General features: G+C 55.3%; 3 protein-coding genes. All 3 read left to right on the top strand.

The genetic code is table 11. From position 1 onward, the window contains the following. Positions 1-124: 124 nt before the first annotated feature. Positions 125-2860 carry a 4-alpha-glucanotransferase gene (locus H8B15_RS05765; RefSeq protein ID WP_187318720.1) on the top strand — a complete coding sequence of 912 codons (2736 nt, stop codon included), beginning with the start codon at positions 125-127 and terminating at the stop codon, positions 2858-2860. Positions 2861-3557: 697 nt separating this feature from the next. Next, a complete protein-coding gene (locus H8B15_RS05760; RefSeq protein WP_187318719.1) occupies positions 3558-10232 on the top strand; it encodes a T9SS type A sorting domain-containing protein in 6675 nt (2224 codons plus the stop codon). A 1357-nt stretch (positions 10233-11589) separates the two neighbouring features. Then, complete coding sequence (locus H8B15_RS05755; protein ID WP_187318718.1) at positions 11590-19443, top strand: Ig-like domain-containing protein; 7854 nt, start codon at positions 11590-11592, stop codon at positions 19441-19443. Positions 19444-19633 lie beyond the last annotated feature (190 nt).

The raw sequence follows: 19633 nt of genomic DNA, 5'->3' as shown, positions 1-19633 counted from the left end.
GCTGTAGCTTCGCGGCCGATTTGACCGTACACCCTTTGTAGCCCATCGGCGGGCGCGTGCCACGCGCCCCTACCCGTGCGTCCTATCAAACCCTTCGCTTTCTTTTCTACCTCACGCGCTGCGTATGATTCTCCGTTTTTCTATTCCCTACTTCACTGCCTGGGGGCAACGCCTGGTGGTGTGCGGTTCTGAGCCCGGTTTGGGCAATTGGAACCTCGACCAAGCCCTAAGCCTGCATTTCGACCCCGCCGTGGGCACCTGGAGTCAGGAAATCACGGTGCCCGATACCGCTAGCGGCACGGTTACCTATAAGTATGTATTGCTGAATCAGCAGGATGGCAGCCAACAGTGGGAGTGGGGACCCAACCGTACCCTCAAGTACGAGCAGGGGCAGTATCAGCGCATTTTGCTGCACGACTTTTGGCGAGCACCCGCCGAGCCCGAGAATGAGCTGTTTACGGCTGCCTTTACCGAGGCCCTGATGCGCCGCCCTACCCCCGCGCCGGCCGAGGCTGCCACGGAGGGCGTGACCAGCAGCAACGTGGTACGCTTCCAACTGGCCGCGCCGCGCGTGCCCTCGGGTTGCCAGGTGTGCGTGCTGGGCTCCGATGCGGCCCTAGGCGCCTGGGACGCCAAACAGGCGCTGGTGCTATCGGATGCTGACTACCCTACCTGGCACGCCGACGTAACCCTGGCCCAGCCCGACCGCATTGCTTTATATAAGTATGGCATCTGGGACCCCGCCACCCAAACCATGGTGCAGCTGGAAACCGGCGAAGACCGCGTGCTGCCGCCTTCCGAGCAGGAGCACACCCTGCGCGTGCGCGCCGACGAAAACTTCCGCTACACCAGCGGCCACTGGCGCGGGGCCGGCGTGGCGCTGCCGGTGTTTGCCCTGCGCAGCCAGCAGGGGCTGGGGGTAGGGGAGTTTCCTGATCTGAAGCTGCTGATGGATTGGGCCGTGCGCACCAACCTGCAGCTGGTGCAGGTGCTGCCCATCAACGATACCACCGCCACCCACACCTGGGTGGACAGCTACCCCTACGCCGCCATTTCGGTGTTTGCCCTGCACCCGCAGTATCTCAACCTCGATGCCATTGCTGAGCTGCAAGACCCCGCCGACCGCGCCGAGCTGGACCGCCTGCGCGAGGAGCTGAACGCCAAGGATTTTGTGGACTACGAGCCGGTGATGAACGCCAAGTGGAAGTTCATCAAGAAGCTCTACCAGCAGGAGAAAAAGAAATTCCTGGCCGATCCGGCCTTCAAAGCCTTCTTGCAGGAACAGCATAGCTGGCTGGTGCCGTACGCGGCCTTTTCTGCCCTGCGCGACCGGTTTGGCACGGCCGATTTTCAGCAGTGGCCCCAGGAGTTCCGCGCCCCGCACGACTTGGAGGCCCTCACGGCCCAGACCCAGCCCGACTTCGACGAGTTCGGCGTGCACTTCTTCACCCAGTTCCACCTCGACAAGCAGCTGCTCGACGCCGTGAACTACGGCCGCGAGCGGGGCGTAGTGCTCAAGGGCGACCTACCCATCGGCATCTACCGCCACTCCGTGGATGCCTGGACCCAGCCCGAGCTCTACCACATGGACCGCCAGGCCGGCGCCCCACCGGATGATTTTTCCACCACCGGCCAAAACTGGCGCTTCCCTACCTACAACTGGGAGCGCATGGCCGAGGACGACTACGCCTGGTGGAAGCAGCGTATGGGCCACCTAGCTCGTTACTTCGACGCCCTGCGCATCGACCACATCCTGGGTTTCTTCCGCATCTGGGAAATGCCCGGCAACTCCGTGGAGGGCCTGCTGGGGCACTTTGCGCCGGCCCTACCCCTGCACCGCGACGAGATTGAGCGCCGCCTGGGCTGGTTCGATTATGGCCGCCTGTGCATGCCCTACATTCGGTGGCACATGCTGCAAGACATCTTCCACGACCAGGCCCAGGCCGTGTACGACGAGTACATGGACGATGCCGGCTACGGCGCCATTCAGCTAAAGCCGCACGTGGCCTCGCAGCGGCAGATTGAGGCGTATATCGACGAGAAGATAACCCGCGAGCCGCACAGCGCCGACCACTACAAGTGGCTGCGCACGGGCCTGTACCAGCTAGTGAACGAAGTATTGTTCCTACCCGCCGGCAACGACTACTACCACCCGCGCATCACGCTCAACAAAACCTACTCCTTCCGCGAGTTGGACGGTGACGAAGCCCGCCGCCGCTTGTACGATGACATCTACATCAATTTCTTCTACGGCCGCAACGAGGAGTTCTGGCGTGAGCAGGGCCTGATTAAGCTGCCGCCCGTGCGCTACGCCACCAACATGCTGATTTGCGGCGAAGACCTGGGCATGGTGCCCGCCTCGGTGCCCGGCGTAATGAAGCAGCTCGGTATCCTGGGTCTCAACATCCAGCGCATGCCCTCCGACCCCAATGTAGAGTTCGGTCACCCCGATGCGGCGCCCTATCTCTCCGTCGTCAGCCCCGGCTCGCACGATATGAGTACGCTGCGCGGCTGGTGGGAAGAAGACCGCCAGAAAACCCAACACTTCTTCGAGAATACGCTGGGCCACTGGGGCGAGCAGGCACCGTATTACTGCGAGCCATGGGTAGCCCGCGAGATTGTGGCGCAACACCTGCACTCACCTGCCATGTGGGCCATTTTCCCGCTACAAGATCTGCTAGCTCTCAACTCTGAGCTGCGTCGCGAAAACCCACAAGACGAGCAGATCAACGTGCCAGCCAACCCGCAGCACTTCTGGAAATATCGCTTACATCTGGATCTGGAGGAGCTAAACCGCGCCACTGATTTCAACCACGAATTGCAGGCATTAATAGCCGTGCGCGGTCGGGCTCTGCTGTAATGCCACTACTCCCTTCCTACCCGCAAAAATAACGCAGTAACATTCTGCGAAAAGCCCTGCTTCACCGTGTGTGGAGTAGGGCTTTTTTTGTATACAATATATTGGTAAAATTATAAAATGTGCTACTAAGCTGAACCGTACTAGTGTCATTAAAATAAGTATATAGAGTAAAGTATATTATATTTTTTAAAGTGCATATCTCGGGCAGTAGTAATTAAAACTAGCTTTTAGCAGCTTATTGACGAAGCGGAATAGTGACAAAATGCGATTATGCCAAGTTGATAGCTTTTGATTGATTTACGGGAGTAAGTTGGCTTAATATTCGTAAAGTTGAGCGCTGTATAATGGGTTATAAAATGCTGAAAAAAAGCATTTTATAATAAATTTTAGAATGCTTTGACGAGTCGCTATACAGAATACAGTAAGTAGGTTATTACTCTATTCCTAAAATGATTCGGCATGATTCAAAAATAGAAAAGTTGTATTTAATTATTCTGGTTGATATCTAATGAATTGTATTTGGTAGATACCCGCAATGCGTTTAGGCAACTCATTCTGTAAACCTCGCCGAGACTGAATAATTGCTGGTGTTCTTTCAGTAAACCTTCCCATTTTGACTTCATTGGAATTAAATCCAATTGAGTGATTCGCTAAGCATCCCTCCATTAGTTCGCATTTCACAGGAATTTTTCACTACATGAAAGCAACCTTACGCTTACTGGGTCTAGTTGCAGTCTTGGCTTCTTCGGGGCTGTTGCCGGCCCTGGGACAAACGTGTACGACTGCCCCCGTCACGCTAGACTACACTGCGCGCACGAACGGTGAAAGCTGGAAAAACCGCCCCGCTGAAGGGGTGCCCAGTACCACTTCCTTCACGCGGGTAGGCACCAGCTACAGCTCAACAAATGACAATGCTACTACCTTGTCCATAAGCTCGCTGAATGGGCAAAAAGGGCTGTCTTGGTCTGCGCAGTATCTCAACGGTTCCTCTACCCTTACCTACACCTTCAACCGGGCTGTATCGGGCCTGTCGATGCGAGTGCGGGACATTGATGCGGTATTTAATCCTGGTGTTGTAGGGATTGCGCTAAGCTCGGGCTATACCGATGAAGTAACGTTTTCCGGCGTTTCATCTTCCGGCGCTACCGTGCTGCCTACCCTGGCGCTGGCAAATAGCGGAAGCAATACGCACGTAACTATCACCAACAACACCGCTGCCGGCAAAACGAGCGGTAATGGTAACTCGGCTATAGATGGTGCATCCATTGATGTGACATTCAATAGCCCCGTTACATCGTTTACCATTGTGTATCGGAACGCGACGACGGCCGCCGGTTTGCTGTCGAGCGGTGAGCAGCAAGTAATCAGTATTCCGAGCATCTCGTGGTGCCGGATAGAGCCCGTTGCAAATGATGTGACGACGGCTGGTATGTCAAATGGCGCCAGCACACTACCCATCAGCACCCTAAGCGCCACGGTAGATGGCACATTGAAGGCGTACAAGCTGGTAACAGTACCCCCGGCCACGCAGGGTATTCTATATGTAAATGGCACTGCCGCTGCTGCCGGCCAGAACCTGACGCCCGCGCAGGCTGCGCAACTCACCTTTGATCCGGCTGTAACGGCAACCGGCCCAGTGAGCTTCACTTACACAGCTATTGATGATGCCGATGTGCAGGACGCCACTCCGGCTACTTATACCATCCCTGTAACGCCAACGGGAGCCAGTGGTGCACCAGCACCCTGCGCTACTCCGGGCAAAGATGGCTCGGTGGCTGGCCTGCTGGTAAACCCCGATACGTACTACCCCAGCCGCGCCGCTCAAACGCTGACGGTAGGGGCGACTTCTATTGTCGTAGAAGCTGCTACAGGTACTACCAAAACTGATATTGCAGCCGGCGACCTGCTGCTGGTTATTCAGATGCAGGGTGCCGACATCAACGCTACCAACACCGATGCTTACGGCGACGGCGTAGCGGGTGGGCCTGCAAGCGGCTACCTGAGCAATGCCAGCTTCACGGCCGGTACGTATGAGTATGTTGTGGCAAAAACTGCTGTTACGGCAGCCGCTGGTGGTACCGTTCAGTTAGCCACTCCGCTCAGGAACGGATACCAGAACGCTCCTGCTAGCAGCACTGCCGGGCAACGCCGCTTTCAGGTGGTGCGGGTGCCGCAGTATGGCAACCTAACGTTGGGCACTACCATCAGCGCCCTACCCTGGAATGGTAGCACGGGCGGTATCTTGGCCCTCGATGTAGCTGGTACGTTGAATCTGAATGGCTTCGCGATAAACGCAACGGGAGCAGGCTTCCGGGGTGGGGCGGGCCGTGTGCAGACCACTGCTAATGGCAACGACCTGTCGTACGTTACCACGGCTGCTTCCAACAACAACGCGCAAAAAGGTGAAGGCATTGCCGGCACGCCGCAATATGTGTTCAACGGCGCTACGCTAGTAACCAACACCGCAGACGGCTACCCTAATGGTAGTAACAGTCGCGGGGCGCCTGGCAACGCTGGTGGCGGCGGCAACAACAACGTGGACAATAGCGGTGGTGGCGGTGGTGCCAACGGTGGGGCCGGTGGCCGCGGCGGCAACAACTTCTCCAGCAACCTAGCTATTGGGGGTGAACCGGGTGCGGCTGTAGTAGAGGCGAGCAGCAGCCGGCTACTGCTGGGCGGCGGCGGCGGAGCCGGTACCAACAACGGGAACACCAACGCCACCGATGGTACAGTTAGTAGTGGTGCCAATGGTGGTGGTATTATTATGGTGCGCACGGGTGCCGTGAGTGGCACAGGCACATTGGTTGCCAATGGAGCAGCAGCCAGCAGTGCCGTGAAAGACGACGGTAATGGTGGTGGCGGTGCCGGCGGGTCTATCCTGCTGACTGCCGTTAATACAGCTGGGTTGACCAAAGTGACCCTGACCGCAGATGGCGGTAACGGCGGTGCAAATACCGGTAGTGGCACAGCTGGTTACCACGGCCCCGGTGGCGGTGGCGGTGGCGGTGTGGTATTGGCCAACGGAGCAGTGGCTGCCGTATCGACGGCCGCTGGTGCCAATGGTACTACAGTGGGCGGTGGTGCTTTTGGCGCTGCCCCTGGCCTGTCGGGTGTGAGCAACACGCAAATCAGTGGCAGCATTGCCAACAGTACTGTGGGTACTACCTGCGCCGCAGATGTAACCACAACGCTAACCGGACCTGCGCTGCTAAATCCTGGGCAGCCCTCGGGTAGCTATACGGCTACGTTCACAAACACGGGCCTGGGAACGGCGGAGGGGCTGACGCAGACCGTTACGCTACCCGTAGGGGTAACCAGCGTGCAGACTCCGAACGGGGCTACCTACGATCCAAACACCCGCATTATCACCTTTGGTAGCAATGTCACTACCCTGAATGGGCGGGCCAGCAACGCATATCAATTCAGCTTCACGGCGCCCAGGCAAACAGGAACGCTGACGCTCCTCAGCAACGTGAGCACGACAACGGCCGAGGGCGTGAGCGTCGCTCCCAACCAGGCTAGCCTTACGGCCACGCTAAACGTGACAGCCGATGTGGCCATCACCATCACCACGCCTACCAACCCTGTAACGGCTGGGCAAACAGGCACGTTTGACGTGAACCTTGCTAACATTGGCACTAATGCGGCAGCGACGCCCGTCGCTCAAGTACAGCTGCCCAGCGGTTTGCAGGAGGTAATCGTAATGGCCAGCAACGGTGTAACAGGTAGCTACAGCAGTGCAACGGGTATTGTGACGTACACCTTCCCGAACAACAATGCGGCCCTGGCTAGCTTGTTCACAGCCAGCTCGTCTATCAAGTTTACCGCGCCGGCTATTGGGCCAGTAACGGCTACAGCTACTATGGGTACTAGTACCTACGAAGCTGGGCAGACAGCGAACAACGCAGCAACCAGCACGCTGAACATTACGCCAACATTCGACCTGGCCACCAGCCTCAATGGTCCGACCACTACGGTAGCGGGTTCGCTCACAACCTTTATGGTGATGACTACCAACGCCGGACCTTCGCCTGCTAGCAACGTAATACAATACGTGCAGCTGCCGGCCGGCCTGAGCAGCGTGTTCGTGTCTAGCAACGGTACATACGATAAGAACTCGGGTATCGTAACATTCCCGCCATTGGCTACGCTGGCGAACGGTACAACGGTAAACCATAGCATCAGCTTTGCGGCGCCTAGTAGCAACTTCACCGTAACGGCCAATGTGGCGCCTACCGCCGGCGACCTATTCACGAACAACAACAGCACTACAGCGCCTCCTACCAGTGTAACTCCTGCCACTACAGAGCTTGCAAACGTTTATACCAGTATATCGGTACCAGACGCAAATGTGGCACCTGGGACTCCGATGGTCTTTTCGGTGATGACGGGCAACAATGGCCCTGCTATTGCCAATAATGTGGTGCAGCGCGTGTTGCTCCCTCCCGGTATGACAGGTGTACAGACTACTGGTAACGGTGTCTATGACCCTACAACGGGCGCAGTAACCTTCCCGCCAATGAGCCCAGTGAGTGGAGCTGCCGAAATGCGCACAATTACCCTAGCCGCTCCGCAGGCTGGGACGGTAATGGCCCTGGCCAGCACCAGCTCAGCTACTTCCGACCCTATGATTGGGAATAACCTGGCTGCCACGGCAGTCGTTATAGCGCCGCAGGCTGATGTTGCTACTGCTCTGCAAGGGCCGCAGTCGACGGTAGCCGGGCAATCGGTTACCTATACGGTAACTACCTCGAATAATGGCCCTTCGGCAGCTTCCAACGTAGTGCAGACAGTACAGATTCCGGCTGGTTTGACGGGGGTAAATGCAGGCACAGGCACGTACGATGCCACGTCTGGGGTTATCACGTTCCCTGCTGTGGCCAGTCAGGCCGTAGGTAGCACCATGACGAGCACCATCACGTTTACGGCACCTTCTAGCAGCTCCTTTGTTGCTACAGCCTACGTTAGCTCCTCTACGGCAGATGCCAACACGAGCAACAATACAGCGAAGGCTACTACTGCTACGCAGCGCAATGCTGATGTGGCCGTGTTCTTGGCGGGCATGACGAGCACCGTTGTGGGTAACCCCGTTACCTACATCGTAACAACAACTAACAACGGGCCGTCGCTTTCCTCAGGTCAGACAACGACCGTACAACTGCCCGCCGATTTAAGCAGTGTAGCAGTTACTGGCGGCGGCACTTACAACGCTGCTACGGGCCTCGTAACCTTCCCCATCGTAACGGACCAGGCAGTGGGGGCAGCCGGTACGCTAGCAAATACCATCACGTTCCTGACCCCTGATGTAGCTCAGCTCACGCTGTTTGCTACGACGGCAACGGCTTCTGGTGCCAACGACCCTAGCCTGGGCAACAATACGGCAGTTATCAGTACGCAGGTGTCTACAACAGCCCTAGAGCCAGTGGATGAGCAAACCATTATTGCAGCCAATGTAGTAAGCCAAGCGGCTGGACAGGCAGTAGTATTCACCGTGAGAACGACAAATGCCAGCACTACCACGGCTGCTACCAACGTAGTGCAACTGGTGAGCCTTCCTGCTGGCCTAACAGGTGTACTAGTAGAAGACGGCTCATACGACCCGCAAACAGGCGTTGTGACATTTGCTACCCTGAGTACGCAAGCAGCTGCTACCGCCCGTACTCGCACCATTACGGTGAATGCACCAGGTAATGGTCCGCTGGTAGCTCGTGCTAGCGTATTAACTGGTAATCCCGATCCAACGCCTGCCAATAACTACTACACCGCCAGCGTAGCCATCGAAGCCCGCGCCGATGTAATGACGAAGGTAAGCGGTCCGGCGGCCACGCTACCTGGCGCTTTGGTAACCTATAATGTTGTAACACTCAACAACGGCCCTTCGCCGGCCACAGATGTGACACAGAAAGTACTGTTGCCTGCTGGCGCAACCGCAGTGACGCTACCAGTGGGAGCTACGCAGAGCGGCAACGAAGTAACCTTTGCAACCATTGCTGCGCAGGCTGCTGGAGTAGCCGGGGTGGTAACGAACAGTCTAACCTTCATCGCGCCCACACCCGGTTTCAGCGTAACCAGCAACCTGACTGCAACTACAGTCGACGTAAATCCGGGCGACAATACGTCTACGCAAACCACTGCGTTGGCTAACCAGGCCCCAGTTGCTAATACTACCATCAATGTCATGCAGACTCCCCAGGGCAACACGGCTGGGCAGCTAGCAATTGCCCCTCTGAAAGGTCGTGATGCTGATGGCTCGATTGTATACTACACCATTAAATCATTGCCTACTGCAAGCCAAGGAACCCTTTATCTGAATGGTAGCCCAGTAGCAACAGAGCAACTGGTAATGGCATCAGATGCTGGGAATCTTACCTTCGACCCGTTGGCTACTTATACTGGCAACGTATTCTTTTCATACGTGGCAACTGATAACCAAAACACGGTATCAGCTCCCGCACTGTATGCACTAACGGTAGGGCAGGATAACGCGACGCGATACACGAAAACCGCAGTGAAGGGAAACGCTACCCCTTATCAAAATAACGATGTGCTTGCGACAGCGTTTGATGTGAATGGTGGGGCGTATAATGCTGCTACTCCGCAAGCTGTGACAGACAATGGTATTCGCCAAGCCACGGTAGCAAACCAGACGAGTGCTGAGCAGCTCAACGCCCTGGGGCTGACGCTAGACCCAACAACGGGTCAGCTTCTTGTGGCCGACCGTAACAAACTTCGGTCGGGTGCATATACTGTCGATGTGACTACCACGGATGCTTACGGTGGTATCACTTCGCAAGCGGTGGGTTTTGACATTGGCGGGAATCCGCTGCCGGTAGAGCTAGTGAGCTTCACGGCCAAGGCGGTGCAGCAGAATGCCGTACTGAATTGGCGTACGGCTTCGGAAAAGAGCAACGACCACTTTGTAGTAGAGCGCTCCGTAGATGGCGTGGCGTTCGTACCTGTGGGCTCCGTGAAAGGCAATGGCTCTACCTCTGCTGCGCACGATTACCAATTCAAGGATGGAGACGCTGCTCAAGTGGCCCGGCAACTGCACTACCGCCTGCGGCAGGTAGATCAGGATGGCACAGAGTCGTTGTCGCCAGTGCGTACAGTGCAGTTTGCGGCAGTGGCTACAGTAGCACCTACCCTCTACCCGAATCCCGCTTCTACTAGCACGAAGCTGGATCTACGTGGCCTTACTACTGGTAACTACCAAGTGCGGGTATTGGATATGACGGGTCGTGCGGTTGCTTCTTATTCTGTAGAGGGGGGAGTCGTAGCTACGCTGCCGGTAACCCAGTTGCCAGCTGGCTCCTACCTAGTAGATGTGCAGAGTGAAGCAGCTCATTACAAGTTGCGCTTCATAAAAGAATAACATAGCTCATTCTGGAATTCAAAGGGCCCCTCTGGTACAGAGGGGCCCTTTGTGTATACGCAAAAAAGCAACTGAGTGGAGCGGTAATAGACGTGCTTAAACCTGGGCAGCAGAATAAGACAATAGGTAGAATTATCGCCACGAATGGGGTAGGGTAATAACCGGTGTCAGGAAGTATAATTTGTAAATTTTATATGAAGTGATTTATATATGATATTGATATAATTATAAAATTGATCAAGTGGTAGGTAGGCTGAAATTTGTGTTTTTTATAAAGGTGAAATACAGGTTCGCTTTTAATTCGTATAGTCAAAAGTCTCTCTATAAGCTTGTAAGATGGTTTTTGGCATAGATCGTGTATTTCCAATTATTAGAAACGGAGTCTCTAAATGAAAGCGAATGTTTGCCGAGAGAAAAGGCGCTTTTATCGAAAATGTTCCAAATAATTTTAAAGTCGGAAGTAGGTTTGTTATAGCGTTTAGCCCAGCGCTAACGGCATGAAATTCATTTCTGCCCACTCTTCATACAGTCACACCACACATTCACTTATATGAAAACAACCTTACGATTCTTAGCGTGGGTCTTGGGACTAGTACCCTTGGGACTTCCCGCTGTAGTACAGGCTCAGACGCCTACCCTAGAGTTTGCCGCCGGGGCGGGCAACCCCACGACGAATGGCCCGGTAGTGGCCAACCAGGTTATTACGTTTCAGAACAACCTGGACAACCCAAGTAACAACACATTCTCAGCGTACACACCGACTACCACAGCTACGTTTTCGCTGAGCAACCAGCAGTATACTCAGCCTACTACTCAGCTAAGCACGGGGACTGGTGCAGCTTTTGGAGTTGGTACTGGTAACACGACAAACGCTTCTGCTGGTGGCTTAGCACTTTTTCCCAACGTAGGTTTAATTGGCGCATCCAATGCCACTCATTACACTTCAACATCAGGGGTTAATGGTGGTATTGATGTGGATGCGAACAACGGCGTCGAGGTTTTCCTTTCAACTCGAGCTCTACCATCTCCTACTATTCCAGCGAACCAACGGTATCGGTATGTAGACTTAACTATCACTTTCAATAGGGCAGTTGTCAATCCAGTTATACATGTCACTGGTTTAGGTGGTTCTACTACCATCGGTAGCAATCCTAGAATGGGTTTCACTGCGGAACTAGACCTGCTTTCTACTGGTGTTTCTCTTTCTAGGCTATCAGGTTCGTCCGAACTCCAGGTCACCTCAAATCAAATACTGAATAACGTAGCTAATCCAGATGGAACAACTGGATCTGGAGCTGCAAGCGGATCTGTATTAGTTACAACTCCCGCTGCCGGTATTACTACTATTCAGTTCAGGGTGTACCTGCGTCCCAATACTGCCGGTGGTGTTATTTACAATAGCAGTGGCACTGGTCACCCTGGTGATGGCTGGATTATCAGTGTATCCTCCCTCACTCCTGCAGCAGACGTTGTAACATCCCTCACCGGCCCGGCTCTCGCCAGCGCCGGCAACCGTGTTATCTACACTACCACTACTACTAACAACGGCCCTGAACCAGCCACAAACGTAGTGCCTACGCTAACGCTAGCGCCGGGTTTGCCAGCTGCTAACGTTACGCTGCCAGCTGGTGCCAGCTACGATGCCACTAGTGGGGTTGTAACATTTGCCGCCACAGCTTCTTTGGCCTCAGGTGCAAACGTGACCAATACGGTAGTATTTACAATGCCGGCTTCAGGCAATGTAACGGGCAAGGTTGCCAGTACCTCCAACACACTAGACAACACTCCCGCTAACAACAACGGCACGGCTGCTAACGCTAACGTGACGACGGTGCAAACGACTCCTAGCTGCCAGCCTTCTTTCCTGGATAATAGCACCGCTTCCAACGGCCTGACGGCCGAGTATTATTTCACGACTTTCTATCAGGAAGCCGGATTCAACGCAAATGCTATTACGTTTTTCCAACGTACGGCTCCACAGCGTCGCAATGATCAAAGGATAGATTTTACGACCAATACGTTCCCGACGACCGTATTTTCTAGTGGTACTGCAACGAACCCTGATAACTTCAGTGCACGATACCGGGGGAGCATCAACATCCCGGTAACGGGTAGCTATACTTTCTACCTTGGCTCGGACGATGCCTCTTACATGTGGCTTGATAATGCCGCATTGGCTACCGCTCCTAGCGCCGCAAATGCTGTCATCAGCAATGGTGGCCCACATAGCCTAAGCACAGTTGCGTATACCACTACTTTAACCGCAGGCTTACACGATATACTGATTTTGTATGCAGAAGAAGGCGGTGACAACGTTCTGAAATTAGAATACGAAAGTGCAGCCGCTGGCCTAGCTCGCCAAGTAGTGCCAGCCTCTGCATTATGCGCAGGGCCAGCTGCTACTAATGCTCCTCCCGTAGCCAACAACGTTACCAACACAACGGTAGCACCGAACTCAACAGCGGCAGTGCTGTCGCCTAACCTGTCGGGCACGGATACAGATGGTCCTATAGCCTACTACAATATTCTGAGCCTCCCTGCTAGCGCTAGCGGAACCCTGCGACTCAACGGTGTGGCCGTAGTAGCTGGTCAAGCCATTGCGCCAAGCCAGCTAAACCAGCTGACCTTCACTCCTACGGCCGGCTACACAGGCAACGCTACCTTCACGTATGCTGCTACGGATAACGCTGGGCGCACGGGACAAACGGCTGCTACCTATACCATTCCGGTATTCTCAGTAATCAGCGGTACCATCTTCGAAGATGTAAACTATGGTGGTGGCGTAGGCCGCGCATATGCTGCCGCCAATACATCGGCTACTGCATCGGGCTTCACCAGCGGTGGTATTCGTCGTCCGGGCGCTACGGTTGAACTCTACAACGCAAGCGGTGCTCTAGTGGCTACAACTACTACAGACGCCAATGGTGCGTACACGTTCAATACAGCGCCGGCTACGTATACCGTGCGCGTTGTGAACTCCACAGTAACTTCATCGCGCCCTGGTAGCGTTGCTGGCTTAGTGCCCGTGCAGACGTTTGTAAACGCAGCTACCGACCGCGTAGGCGGCGAGGCACCCGAGAAGCAGGATGCAGCTGCTAACAACGGCAGCCAAACACTGGCTAGCCTAACCAGCGGCACGCTCACGCCTCAGTCTATCACCAGCATCACGGTACCCAACGGGGGAACCTCGAACGTGGATTTTGGCTTCAACTTCGACGTGGTGACTAACACAAACAACGCAGGACAGGGCTCTTTGCGGCAGTTCATTCTGAACTCCAACGCTCTGACGAATGCTAATCTGGCGCAAAATGGCCAAACGGCTGGCACAGAAACTAGCATTTTCATGATTCCGAATAGCTCAGCTACGCCTGGTCTGCGGGCAGGTCTAGTATCGGGCTTAACCAATAACGTAGCTGTTATACGGCCTACGGCAGTTCTACCAACTATTACGGATGCTGCTACTAGCATCGATGGCACTACACAGACCACAAACGTTGGGAATACCAACACGGCGGTGCTGGGCACAGGGGGTACGGTAGGAACGGCCGCCACTGCGCTGGACCAAGTGAATGGTCCTGAAGTACAACTGGTAGGCACTCGGGCATTCAACGGCCTGGAGCTTAATGCAGCCAACCTAACAGTTCGTGGCCTCAGCATCTACGGTTTCACTAACGGCATCAACACATCGGCTACGACTGCTGGTATGCTGATTGAACAGAACATCATTGGTGCATCGGCAACAAGCTTTACGGACCCCGGCGACAACGTGCGCAACGTCAACCAGGGCATCAACAGCAATGGCTCAGACAATGGTACTATTCAAAACAACCTGATAGCCTACAACGGTGGTATGGGTATCTGGCTGTTGGGTAACAACAGCAACGGATCGAATAACAATACCATCAGCAACAACGAGATTCGTGGCAATGCTCTTGAAACGTTTATCGGGGGCCAGGGATATGTGTTTGACGGCCTGGAACTGCAAGGAGCCAGCACTGGTAACAATGTAACCGGCAACCTGATTACGGGCAATAGCGGCCATGGTATCGACTCTTTCGCTAACGACAACACGGGTGGCAATACCATTACAGGCAATACCATCTCCAACAATGGTCAAGGCATTGCCCGCAGCCGTACGGCACTGAATAACACCACAGCAGGGGAGGGTTCGGGTCTACGCGTGTATAGCAGCAACAACCAAACGGTCATCTCCAATAACATCATCACCGGCAACGACGGCTCGGGGGTGCTGGTAGAATCGGTTGCACTCAACGTGACCATTTCTCAAAACTCAATTTTCGCCAATACGCGTTTGGGTATTGATTTGCTGAATGGGACTGATGCTGCATCCAATGGCGCTACCGGCGCTACCACCAACGTAACGTTGAACGACAATGGCGACGGTGATACGGGCGGCAACGGCCTCACCAACATGCCGGTAATCACTACGGCTACTATTCGCAATGGCAACCTGGTCCTAACAGGTTTCTCACGCCCCGGTGCTACCCTGGAATTCTTTATTGCCAACGTAGGTACATCGGCTGGTGCTGGTAACACCAATTTTGGTCAGGGACAGACGTACTTATTTACCCGCACAGAAGGTACCAACGACCTGGATGCCACTACCGGCACCTATAGCACCAATATCAACGGGTTCTACCAGGGCACAGAAACAGGCCAAAACCGCTTCTCTTACTCGGTGCCACTTTCCTCGCTGACGGCTGCTCAGCAAACTGCTCTAGCCGCTAACGGAGTTAGACTGACGGCTACAGCCACCCAAGTGGCACTCGTCAACGGTAACCAGGGTACGTCTGAATTCTCGGGTAATGCTCCGCTGATCAACGCTCCAATTGCCGTCAACGACTTCGTCATCACCACGCCCGGCGCAGCCGTGACGTTGACGGTGACGAACAATGACCAGAACAGCATCGATCCAACCACGGTGGCCCTGAACGGTCTTGCCGCTGGCAGCACGACGTCGGTAACGGTGACGGGTGGTACGTTCCAGTTCCTGAGCAATGGTCAGGTGCGGTTTACGCCTGCCGCTGGTTTCACAGGTATTGCTACGGTACCGTATACTGTGAACAATACTTCGGGTGTCAACTCGAACACGGCATACATATCGGTAGAAGTTAAAGGGACGACCTTTAACCTGGCTACGACTATTACGGGTCCTGCTTCAGCCAATGCTGGCGAGCCAGTGTCCTATAGCATCGCATCAAACAACCCTGGCTCGGTAGCGGCTACCAACGTGGTAGAAACCGTACAACTACCCGCAGGCCTCACCACTACCGGCTTCACGGTAGGGGGTAGCGCGGGTACGCTCAACAATGGCACCATCACCTTCCCAACTGGCTCATATAACCAGACGACGGGTCTGCTGACGCTGAATATCGGTAACCTGGCTGCCAACAACGGCTCAGTGACAACGGCCGTGGCTTTTCCGGCTCCCGGCAACAACCCACTGACCGTGACGGCCAACATCAGTGGCAACGGCGGCACGGAAACGATTACAGAGGATAACACGGTAGTAGTAACCACGAACATAACGCCCCGCTCTGATGCGACGACGGCCATCAGCGGTCCGACCAGCGTAACGGCCGGTAACGAGGTGACTTATACCGTGGTAACGAGCAACGTAGCCACCAGCACAAACCCCAACTCCGTGTCGCCGGCAATTAATGTGGTGCAGACGGTGACGCTTTCGGGTAACGTAACGGGTATCTATGCTTCTAATGGTGGTACGGTGAGCTTCAGTTCAGCTTCTAACGCCACGACGGTAACATTTCCGGCTATTGATGTCCTAACGCCTGGTCAGTCTCAGGTGAATACGATTAGCTTTGTGGCGCCTAGCAGCAGCTTTGCAGCACCAATAGCTACCGTTACCTCGGGTAACAGCAACAGCAACGTTGGTGATATAAACTCACCAACGGTAGGGACGAACAACAACACTGCTCAGCTGAACGGTGTAGCTGCTCGCCCAACAGTAGCCGTAACGGCTGGTGCCGGCCCTGCTACCAACGTGTACACGACCATTTCGGCAAACAACACGAACGTAGCTCCCGGTGGTAGCATTGGCTTGACCATTGTAGCCAGCAATGCTGGTCCCGCTGCTGCCGCCGGCGTACAGCAAACGGTGTCGCTCCCCACTGGCCTGACCTTCACCAACCAGGGCGGTGGTACCTATAACCCGAACACCGGCGTGCTGACGTTCCCGGCATTGACGGGTAACCTGGCAGTAGGTACCAGCCAGACGTACAATGTGACTTTCATTGCGCCGCAGCAAGGTACAGTGCTGGCTACGGCTACCGTAACCACTACCAGCCCCGAGCTGACGGCTTCCGACAACCTGGCCCAGACCAAAGTAACCGTGACGCCGCTGGCTGACGTGGCTACTACCCTGGCTGGCCCTACCTCGGCACTGCCTGGCCAGAAGCTGACTTATACCGTAACCACGGCCAATAACGGCCCGGCTCCGGCCAGCAATGTGGTAGAACGGGTGCAGCTACCCGCCGGCCTGACCGACGTAATGCTGAACAATGCACCGGCTACTTCGACGGTGTACAATTCTACCACGGGTATCCTGACGATCAGCTACACCGAGGCAGTGTCGATGGGCTTCAGCCAGACTAATACCATTACGTTCTCGGCACCGAGCAGCATGAGCAGCTTCAGCGCCGTGGCCTCGGTGAGCACTAGCACCAACGAGACGGCTATTGCCAACAACACGGCAATGGTAACGACAACGGTGACGCCCGCTGCGGATGTAGTGGTTAGCGCTACAGCGCCGGCCTCGGCAGTGGTAGGCAACCAGGTACTCTACGTAGTGAGTACTACCAACAACGGTACGGCCGCTGCTACGGGAGTAACGCCTACGTTGCAACTTCCGGCTGGGCTGGGTGCAGCCAACGTAACGTTCCCGGCTGGTTCCGGCACGGGTACGTATGATAACACGACGGGTCTGGTAACCTTCCCAACGGTAAGCACGCTACCCAAGGGCGGCGCTATTGCCAACGAGGTAGTAGTGGTGATGCCAGATGCAGCCCAGCTGAACGGAGTAGCCCGCGTGACAACAGCCAGCTACGACACGAACCTGGATAACAATTACGCCAGCGTAGCAACCACGGCTGCGGCGGCCACAACTGCTGCCGCCGACCTACGTGTGGCATCGTTCACGCCAGCTACTACAACGGGGAATGCTGGTGCACCCACTACGCTGACAGCTACCTTCAGAAATGATGGTGCCGGTACGGCTACCAACGTAGTGCCCCAGATTGTGCTGATACCAGGCTTGAGCAACGTAAACGCTGGTGCAGGTACATATAACACCACCACGGGTATTGTAACCTTCCCCACTGTGGCATCGGTTGCTAGTGGCGCTGCGGTACCTGGTACATACAATGTGACCTTTACGGCTCCGGCCTCGGGTCAGGTGAATGCCGTAGCAGCTATTACTTCCGCAACTTCTGACGGGGCGCTTGCAAACAACACGGCTTCGGCTACGGTGAATGTGACGTCGCAGGCGAATGCCACCACTAGTGTGAGCGGTCCAGTTTCGACAGCTCCAGGCTCGAAGGTGACGTATGCCGTAACGACTTCTAATGTGGGTACATCACCTGCCACCAACGTGGTGCAGACCGTGACGGTACCCAACACGGTGACAGATCTGACGTACCCAGCCGGTAGCACTATTACTACGTCGGGTAACAACATCATCATTACCTTCCCAGCTATTGCCTCACTAGCGCCCGACATGGCCAATACGGTAACCGCCGTAACTAACTATGTATCGTTCACGACGCCGGCCACGGCCACGTCGGTAACGGTAGCTGGCGCTGTAACCTCGAACGTTGACACAAATCCGAACAACAACTCGGCTAGCGTGACGACGATTGCCAACCGTGCTCCGGTGGCCTACAACGTAGTGAACAGCTTGCAGTCGCCAGAAGGCAACACGGCTACCTCAGCCCTGTTTATCTCGCCCCTGGTTGCTGCCGATGCAGATGGCAACACCACGCTCAGCTACCGGATAACGGAACTGCCTGCCACGGCAGCTGGTACGTTGTACCTAGCCGATGGCGTGACGCCGGTAACGACAGCAACTGTACTGACCGCCGCTCAGGCTAGCCAGTTGCGCTTCCTGCCTTTCACCGGACCTACCGGGTTTGTGGGGAATGCTACCTTCAGCTATACGGCTATCGACAATGCCACGGTACCTGCTACCTCAAACGTAGCGCAGTACACGATTCAGGTAGGGTCCGATATCAACTCAACCTACTTGGCCACGCCAAAGAAAGGTGGTGTTAGCAACCCCTACCAGAATGGCGATGTGCTGACGTATATCGTTGACACCAACGGCGCGCGTTACGTGACAGCCGGTACTACTACCGCAGTATACGACGCTACGACAGGCGCACTGCTGGCAAATGCTAGCAACGGCCTGGCTACCACGGGAACCAATGCAGTTATTGCTGGTTCTTCATCACTGACTGCTGATCAATTAGCAGCTGTAGGTATCAGCCTGAACCCAGCCACAGGCCAGCTGTTCGTGTCAGACCGTACCAAGCTGCGGTCGGGCTCGTACTCAGTAGAGATCACCACGACGGATGTGAATGGTGGTACAAACACTGTTCGGGAAAGCATCGAGATTGGTACGAACCCGCTGCCGGTTGAGCTGGTAGCCTTCACGGTGCAGGCAGTGCAGCAGAATGCAGTGCTGAGCTGGAGCACGGCCTCGGAGAAAAACAACGCCTACTTTGTAGTAGAGCGCTCCTTCGATGGCTTTGCCTTCACGGCGGTAGGCCGGGTAGCCGGACAGGGCAGCACCAGCCAGGCACATGTGTATGGCTTGGTAGATGCCAAAGTGCCGCACACCGGTACGGTATACTACCGCCTGCGCCAGGTAGATCAGGACGGCACGGAGTCGCTGTCGCCGGTACGTACGGTGGTGTTTGCGGGTGAGGCAGTGGCGCAAGCTCCTACCTTGTATCCCAACCCAACCACCACGCGCACCACGCTGGACCTGCGCGGTCTGGCAGCTGGCAGCTACCAGGTAAGCGTGGTAGATATGGCCGGCCGTACGGTGGCTAGCTACTCGGTAAGCGGTGGCCTGGAGTCGTCGCTGGACGTGCAGCAACTGCCAGTAGGTACGTACGTTGTGCTGGTGCAAGGCACCAACGAACGCCATGTGCTGCGCTTGGTGAAGCAATAGGCCCCTGCGGCAAACGCTTCGCACCCATAAACAAAAAGCCTCTCCAATTGGAGAGGCTTTTTGTTTATGGGTGGTAGACGATGGTCTGGGGTAGAGAGAAAGTGCCGGAACGGCAAATAAAGATTCGGGTTCACGTATGGATTCAAAAAACCAATTGCCCCGAACTTCGGTACAAGGCTCTTGCTGTCGG

Origin of the sequence: Hymenobacter citatus (assembly GCF_014333615.1) — a bacterium.
Taxonomy (GTDB): Bacteria; Bacteroidota; Bacteroidia; order Cytophagales; family Hymenobacteraceae; genus Hymenobacter; species Hymenobacter citatus.
Note: the sequence above shows the minus strand (reverse complement) of the source record. Positions and strands in the feature narration are given on the sequence as shown.